Raw genomic sequence first — 4,376 nt, forward strand, 5'->3', positions numbered from 1 at the left:
ATCTATGATACTACAAATGAATTTTGTAGTAAGGTACTAGAGAAAACTAATAAATTATTCGATAGGGAGGATAAATAAATGATTCAAAAAAAGAGTAAATTCTGGACGTTCTGTTTTTCTTTAATTCCAGGGGCAGCGGAGATGTATATGGGATTTATGAAGATGGGATTAAGCCTAATGACAGTATTCTTTGGTTTATTCGTATTAACTGTTACATTGGAGTTAGGACCAGTGATGGTAATGCTAGCAGTAGCGTGGTTCTATAGTTTTTTTCATGCACGTAATTTAGCAAGCATGCCAGAACAAGAGTTTTATGAAGTGGAAGATACGTATTTATTCACCATAGTTGAGGCAAAGCAAGGCGAAAATTTAATACGTACGTATCGTAAAACGATTGCCGTTATATTAATCTTTATTGGTATTATTTTAACATGGAAGACTTGTATGTCGATGCTATATGGAATTATTCCTTATGAATTTTATTATGTATTACAACATATGACTTACCGATTGCCACAGCTTGTAGTTGGTATTGCAATTGTATATCTTGGATTGAGTATGATTCGTGGTAAGAAAGTAGAACTGGATGAAATAGTTAGAACTGGTGATTCTCAGATTGATAATACACTAAATGGTAATGGGAACAGTAATGTTGAAACTGATCTATATAATTCAGAAGTTCATGTGAATGCAATTGAAGATAAGGAAGAAGGAAATTAAGATGGAACAGATGGAAGAAGTAAGAGAGGTTAGAAAGCATCGAATTGGTAGCTATACTTTTGGTTTAACGCTAATAGTATATGGAGTCTTATTCCTTGTTCATATATTTGCGCCAGCAATTAGTTATGATTTTATCTTTCGTTTATGGCCACTAACCTTTATATCATTGGGGATTGAGGTGCTTCTAGGTTCTCGTAGAGAAGATACGAGATTTGTATACGATAAGGTAGCAATAATACTACTCATACTATTGACCATATTTGCTGTGTTTATGGCAGGGGTAGATTGTCTTATGAGGGATTATGAATATTGGAGAGATGGGATGCTTAACATAAGATAAATAGAATAGACTATTGTAAAGAACAACTTTTTTTACGCTGAATGCAATTTTGTGAATATATACACGTTCACATAGGGCATATAGCTATAAAAAGTTGTTTTTTATGTATTACGGATGGTCAATTTGTTCAATATATACCCCAAATTTCTATATACAGTTCTCATTGCCAGAAATGATGTTTACTGGTAGAATAGAGGAACATAGGGAGATTGAGAAATATTTAACAAAATACAAAAGTAGAAATGGGGAATTAGATGGCAACGTTAAAAGACGTAGCTGCAAAATCGGGAGTTACTGTGACAACGGTATCACGAGTACTTAACAATCGAGGTTGTATTAGTGCAGAAACCAGAGACAGAGTATATGCGGTAATAAAAGAATTGAATTATAAACCTAATGAGTTAGCTAGATCTCTATCCAAGCAAAAAAGTAACAGTATAGGAATAATTGTTCCCCATATTGAACATCCATATTTTGCAAGGTTAATTGGATATCTCGAAAGAGAAGCTGTATATAAGAACTATAAAATAATGATTTGTAATTCTCATGGAATGTTTGGAAAAGAAGTAGACTATTTAGAAATGTTACAATCCCATCGAGTTGCTGGGATAATTTTATGCTCTAGGTCAGCTGATATAGGAAAGTTTGTCTCTTTAAATATTCCTGTAGTGAGTATCGAAAGATCGGTTGATGTGGGGACATCAAGTGTGGAATGTGATAATTATCAAGGAGGTGTCCTAGCTGCAGAACATCTTATAGCAAGAGGGTGTAAGAATTTGGTATATATTTCGGGTGTTGAGAATGAAACAATGCCAGATGATGAACGTTGTATGGGGTTTGTTAAAGTATGTGAAGATAACAACATTTTACATAAAGAGATAATATATAAAGCAGATGGCTATCTAAATAGGGAATACCATTCATTGATTGAAAATATTCTCTTAGAGAATCCAAAGGTAGATGGAATCTTTACTAGTAGTGATTTAATTGCAGCACAGGTAATTCAAGTGGCAAGAAAGATGAATCTTCAGGTTCCTGATAATTTAAAAATCGTGGGCTTTGACGATGTTAATATCGCCTCTTTGGTTAGTCCAACAATTACAACCGTACACCAACCAATTAAAGAGATGGCAAAAGAAGCTATAGATTGCCTGATAAAATATGTAGATGGGAAGACAGTTCCTAGCCGAATTCAAATGCCTGTATCGTTAGTTAAGCGGGAAACGACGTAGGCTAAACCTTATTAAGCTAAGCTATTCATTTCGTATAAATTATGCTATCATATAATGATATATAGGTTAGATTAGTAGCACCAATTTAAAGTGAGTCCAAATTGAAGATACTGATCTAGACATCAAATGAATGGTCAAATATAAGACAGTGAGGTAATTATGGAAAATCAAGAAAAACAGCATAAAAGGCGTGTACGATACAAAGGAACCCATCCTAGAAGCTATAAAGAAAAATATAAAGAACATCAACCTGAGAAATATAAGGATACAATAGAGAAGGTAATTAAAAAGGGTAGTACACCTGCGGGAATGCATATCTCAATTTGTGTTAATGAGATATTAGAATTCTTACAGATTAAACCAGGGCAAATTGGATTAGATGCAACACTGGGTTATGGTGGTCACACTTCGAAGATGTTACAATGCTTAGAAGGAAAAGGACATATCTATGGTCTTGATGTAGATCCAATTGAATCTGCAAAAACGAAAGCCAGACTAGAGGCTATGGGATTTGGTCCAGATATCCTAACAGTAAAATTAATAAACTTCGCCAACATTGACCAAGTTGTGGAAGAGTCTGGTCCACTTGATTTCGTATTAGCAGATTTAGGTGTATCTTCTATGCAAATCGATAATCCTGATCGTGGATTTTCGTATAAGATAGAAGGTCCATTAGATTTGCGATTAGATCCGACAAAAGGTATCTCAGCAGCAGAACGTTTGAAGAATATATCTCAACCAGAGTTAGAAGGAATGCTAACCGAGAATTCTGATGAACCTTATGCAAAAGAGATTTCAAGAGCTATTGTTACAGAAATCAAAAAAGGTAGAGCAATTGAAACAACTACAAGGCTAAGAGAAGTGATAGAGGGTGTTCTTATCAAGGTTCCAGCTGCGGAACGTAAGGAAGTAATGAAGAAAACTTGTCAGAGAACATTTCAGGCGTTGCGTATTGATGTAAATAGTGAGTTTGAAGTTCTGGAACAATTTATGGAGAAGCTCCCTAATGTTCTAGCTAAAGGAGGACGAGTTGCTATATTAACATTCCATTCAGGAGAAGATCGATTAGTGAAGCAATACTTTAAGCATTATTATCGTGAAGGAATATATAGCGATATTGCCAAGGAAGTAATTCGACCATCGGCAGAAGAATGTAATATGAATAGCCGTGCTCGTTCAACGAAGATGAGATGGGCTATTAAGGCATAGAAACGAGATTTAGGTATAATATAAAAAGAGGAAAATTATTTTACACTGTGTAAAATGATTTTCCTCTTTTTTTCTATAATTATATTACCACAAAATCCGCAATTTTTCAAGACTTGCAAATAAATAGTTAAAGATTTACAATTTATAAATTATTATAGTATAACTTTCAATCAACTGTTTGGAAAGGTGAAGGTGTGTTTATATGGAAGAAGATAGACTTTTTCAATATCTAGTGAATGGGCAAGAAGGGAATCAACTAGCAGTACAAAAACAAATGAAAGACTTAATCGCTTGTAATGATTACACGAAACAGTTCGGTATTCAACTATCGGAGAAAGATGCAATGGAATTAATTGAAGAAAGAAAAGAGAATCTAATACGGCAAGAACGAATTGAATTTGGAGAAGGGATTCTCACAAAGCTGATATTTTCATTCTGTGATTCTCCATATATATACCAGGATAATTATACTGATACGATTCAAAGGCTTCAGGAAATCTTCTATCTTTATAAGAACGAGTCACTGGATGAATGGACTGATGATGAGTTAATTGCGTATATGAAGGAACAATTTGATGGTAAATGCCAAGGAGATTTGGATTATCTAGAAGATACATCACTAGAGGCATTTGCACGTAAGTTAAGAAGAGGATATGAGGAATAGTCTATTATGAAAGGATCTGTTAGAATATGCATCATTATGAAATGGAAGAGCTATTACCGATTGTAGCAAGACTTGTGGATCAATACACTAGCAAGGAAAGTAGCTCCATACGTTTTGAAACTGCCAAACAGTTAATGGAGGCGGTGATATATTGTAATAATCATAATGAAGATGTAGATAGTAATGGCAAAAACTTAATAAAAGACTTAAT

Annotated in this window: 6 protein-coding genes; all 6 read left to right on the forward strand. The window is 34.1% G+C overall.

From position 1 onward, the window contains the following. Window positions 1-78 precede the first annotated feature (78 nt). Complete coding sequence (locus ACW2QF_RS16680; RefSeq protein WP_455717142.1) at window positions 79-720, forward strand: hypothetical protein; 642 nt, start codon at window positions 79-81, stop codon at window positions 718-720. 1 nt (window position 721) lies between these two features. Then, a complete protein-coding gene (locus ACW2QF_RS16685) occupies window positions 722-1,060 on the forward strand; it encodes a LiaI-LiaF-like domain-containing protein (protein WP_455717143.1) in 339 nt (112 codons plus the stop codon). 254 nt (window positions 1,061-1,314) lie between these two features. Beyond that, window positions 1,315-2,292 (forward strand): LacI family DNA-binding transcriptional regulator, encoded by a 978-nt coding sequence (locus ACW2QF_RS16690; protein ID WP_455717144.1) that lies wholly within the window; start codon window positions 1,315-1,317, stop codon window positions 2,290-2,292. Window positions 2,293-2,451: 159 nt separating this feature from the next. Next, a complete protein-coding gene (rsmH, locus tag ACW2QF_RS16695; protein WP_455717145.1) occupies window positions 2,452-3,501 on the forward strand; it encodes a 16S rRNA (cytosine(1402)-N(4))-methyltransferase RsmH in 1,050 nt (349 codons plus the stop codon). 202 nt (window positions 3,502-3,703) lie between these two features. Then, window positions 3,704-4,165 (forward strand): DUF6323 family protein, encoded by a 462-nt coding sequence (locus ACW2QF_RS16700; RefSeq protein ID WP_455717146.1) that lies wholly within the window; start codon window positions 3,704-3,706, stop codon window positions 4,163-4,165. A gap of 26 nt (window positions 4,166-4,191) precedes the next feature. Further along, window positions 4,192-4,376 (forward strand): DUF6179 domain-containing protein (locus tag ACW2QF_RS16705; protein ID WP_455717147.1); only part of this gene is annotated, 185 nt, incomplete at its 3' end.

The organism is Anaerosporobacter sp. (genome assembly GCF_965301125.1).

Bases quoted from the DNA above. Each gene is read 5' to 3' on its own strand.
- ACW2QF_RS16685 (WP_455717143.1), top strand. From the start codon at position 722: ATGGAACAGATGGAAGAAGTAAGAGAGGTTAGAAAGCATCGAATTGGT.
- rsmH (WP_455717145.1), top strand. From the start codon at position 2,452: ATGGAAAATCAAGAAAAACAGCATAAAAGGCGTGTACGATACAAAGGA.
- ACW2QF_RS16690 (WP_455717144.1), top strand. From the start codon at position 1,315: ATGGCAACGTTAAAAGACGTAGCTGCAAAATCGGGAGTTACTGTGACA.
- ACW2QF_RS16680 (WP_455717142.1), top strand. From the start codon at position 79: ATGATTCAAAAAAAGAGTAAATTCTGGACGTTCTGTTTTTCTTTAATT.
- ACW2QF_RS16700 (WP_455717146.1), top strand. From the start codon at position 3,704: ATGGAAGAAGATAGACTTTTTCAATATCTAGTGAATGGGCAAGAAGGG.